Source organism: Mesorhizobium sp. M0848, assembly GCF_040319805.1.
Taxonomy (GTDB): Bacteria; Pseudomonadota; Alphaproteobacteria; order Rhizobiales; family Rhizobiaceae; genus Mesorhizobium.
Genome location: NZ_JAMYOM010000067.1, coordinates 1 through 3,091 on the forward strand (window position 1 = coordinate 1; position 3,091 = coordinate 3,091).

At 59.3% G+C, this 3,091-nt stretch carries 1 protein-coding gene and 1 pseudogene; one reads left to right on the forward strand and one right to left on the reverse strand.

What is annotated here, in order from left to right; translation table 11 throughout:
• The first annotated feature begins 527 nt into the window (after positions 1–527).
• The gene (gene ehuB, locus NKH95_RS33245; RefSeq protein ID WP_352894591.1) at positions 528–1,409 is read left to right on the forward strand and encodes an ectoine/hydroxyectoine ABC transporter substrate-binding protein EhuB; all 882 of its coding nucleotides are present in this window, start codon (positions 528–530) and stop codon (positions 1,407–1,409) included.
• A gap of 886 nt (positions 1,410–2,295) precedes the next feature.
• Here the strand turns inward: ehuB and NKH95_RS33250 are convergent.
• Positions 2,296–2,595, reverse strand: a pseudogene (locus NKH95_RS33250) (IS66 family transposase); the annotation flags it as partial.
• Positions 2,596–3,091 lie beyond the last annotated feature (496 nt).

The following is a 3,091-nucleotide window of genomic DNA, read 5'->3' on the forward strand; positions in this document are numbered from 1 at the left end:
GACGAGGCGATTCAGTTTGGGACATCGTACTGGATCAAACTCGCAGAGAACACGCTCGCGGCTTGAGGTATTGGCGAGGACGAGCTATACTTTCTTGTACCCGCCGGCGCCGTGGTGCGCTTCGGGGAATGTGAGGAAACGGTATGGCAATTTACTGTGCTGAATGACCTCAATCTCAAGCTCGCATGATGTCGATCACAGAACCCTCCAAAAACACCGTACTGCGGGCTTGCTACGCGAGTTAGAATAGGATGGTCATGGCCCTCGCGATGACTACCTGACCGGGTTCCTACCACGCCGATTGTTGCGTACAAACCAGGAAGAACGCAGTTTTCCTGCGTTCAGGACGGTTAGTTCGTTCGAATATCCCACCTAAAATCGCTACGGTCGACCAGTGGCTGTCGGCAGTCCGGTAATGGAAAGTCAAAGTATCGCGGCCCGATCTAAAACCGCATGAGAGAGGAATGCCCCAACATAAATTGTGCCGGCAAATCGAAAACGATGCGGCGAACAATGGGAGTTTCTAGATGGCTAGTTTGACACGCAAGGCAAACAGGTTCGATCCCTTGAAGCGAGCGATTGTGATAGGGATGGTTGCACTTGGCATGGCGTTGCCGGTCGCCTCGTTTGCCACTTCGGCTTCGGCGCAGTCGCTGCTTGAGAAGATCCAGAACGGAGAGACGGTCCGTGTCGGCTTCTCCAACGAGGTTCCCTGGGCCTATCCCGGCGAGAACAACGAGCCGCTCGGCTTCGTCAATGCGATGACGATCGACATGCTCAAGAAGCTGGGCACGACCAAGGTCGAGCCGGTCGTGACCGAATGGGGCTCGCTCATTCCCGGCCTCCAGGCGGGTCGCTTCGATATCATCACAGGCGGCATGTACATCCTGCCGGAGCGCTGCCGCAACGTACTGTTCACCGAACCGCTAGGCGCTTTCTCTGACTCGCTGCTCGTGTCGAAGGGCAATCCACAAGGGCTGCATTCCTACGAGGACATCCGTGACAAGGGCCTTACTCTGGCCATCGCCGCCGGCTCCAGTTTCGTGAAGGACGCGAAACAAGTCGGCATCCCCGACGACAGGATCATGCAGGTCACTGGCAATGCAGAAATCCTGCAGGCCGTGAAGACCGGCCGCGCCGCCGCCGGCGGCGGCGCCTACTTTACGTTGAAGGCATCTGTCGACAAGGATAACAGCATCGAACTAGCCGAGCCGTTCACGCCGCCGGGTGGCCGCGTCTATCCCGGCCTCGCCTTCCTGCCTAACCAGCAGGCGGAGGTCGATGCCTTTAACGCCGTAATGAAAGATTACATCGGCTCGGACGAGATGATGACGTCGGTCGGCAAATACGGCTACACGAAAGCCACCCTGCCGGACGGGACCACGACCGCCAAGCTCTGCAAACAGTGAAGCCAAGCCTGGATTACCATCCATGTGGCTGATCGTTTCCCCGGCCTCGGCCGGGGAGCGCCCAGCGAAGGACATGAGCAAGTTGCGCTAGGCTTCAGCGTGGCGGAGCTCGCCATGGGCGTCATGATTAGCCGCCATCCAGGGCGTCGACCGAGCCGCTTGATCGGATCGGGCTCGGGCGGCAAGAAGCACCATTTCCCAGCCCTCCGGCGGCCAGAACCAGCGCTTGCGATCGCTCGGGCGCTGCAGGCACGCTCGACCAGGTCTTCGGCAACGCGCAGAACAGCCGCCGCACGAAATCTTCAGAAGGGCCTCCACGCAAGATGGCCTGCGATGTGCGGTTTATCGACGCGCTATGTGGCGCAGATGATGAATTGCGGCGGCTGCCTGCAAAGCCACGTCGCTATCTCAATGGCCGGAACCGAGGGGCCATTCCATTCCCAAGTGGTCCCTGGTCGGGGGTGCAGAGCTTGGTGGCCTACGCGATGGAGCCATTTCTTCCCCCACTAGCAGCTGATAGGCGGGGGAGTTCAGACCGACGATGAGCCATATCAGTAGGTAAGCAAAGGCGATAACTCCCATCGCCTTTAGTCCGCTGGCGTGTAGCTTTGCAGAAGGTTTTGCCACGATCGAACAGTTCCTTGGCGAGTTAAGCTTCGGCCGTTGATCCGACCTTCACATCCTAAGGGCGGGTCATCATCTCGCGGAAACACGCTAGATCGAGCCGATATGAGAAGCCAGCCGGTACTGAAGTTAGCCGCCGTACATCAGATCGTCTTGTGCTCGATGTCAACGGCGCCGCCGCTATCTTGATCCGAATCTTGATCGTCAGTCTCATAAGGGTAGGATGGCGATGTGGCGCGAACCCAGTGGAGGCGTTGCTTCATTCGATCCGCACGCCGGTCCATCGGAGGCGACAACCTTGGCCCGGCGCAACGCCGCGGCGGCCTTGTCGCATTCGGCCGCGAAGGCGCTGCCCTGCGCAACATGTTCATCACCTGGCTGGTGAGACCGAAAAGGTTCGCGAAGGAGCCCTGCGGCAACTCGTAGGATAGGGCCTGGAAGTCTTGAGATAGGTCGCAACGGCGTGCACGCGTGGCACGAACGGCCTCCCCTTCTCCGCATCTGGCACAGCCGCAACGACCAGCGTGCCGCAGGACGGGCAACGGACTCCCAGACGCCGATGGCGCTCAATCAAAGGCCTGATTATCGCTGACGGGCCCGTCAGCTGAATCGCTCGACAGGGTGGTGCGGCAGCAAAGGCATTAGTCTTGGCGCCGCCAGGCTTTGCCCTGTCCCGACGCGCCTTGGCAGCTCGAAGGTGGCTTGGATGACCGGCCGCTGCATTCGCAGCCTCGGCCATCGTTGGTTCCGAAGAATCTGGTTGCTGGACACAGCTGCCCCTAAACTAAGGAGTATCGATAACCGCGCGCGATGGCTTATATACCGCTGTCGACCGCGTGTCGCGATTGGCGAGCTACATAGGCAAGGTCGGGCACGACCAACGGATGCCAGAAGGCTCGCAACTGTGCGTTGGGAAAGCGATAACGCCGGTTTCCTGCGACTATTGGATATTTTTCGCGTAGTTCTCCCATTGGACGCTGCTAAAATTCACGTCATGGGCTTCGTGCCCGTGCTTGACGTCCGTCGGAATCCCGGGAGCCAACAATGGTCGCCACAAA

Bases quoted from the DNA above. Each gene is read 5' to 3' on its own strand.
- ehuB (WP_352894591.1), top strand. From the start codon at position 528: ATGGCTAGTTTGACACGCAAGGCAAACAGGTTCGATCCCTTGAAGCGA.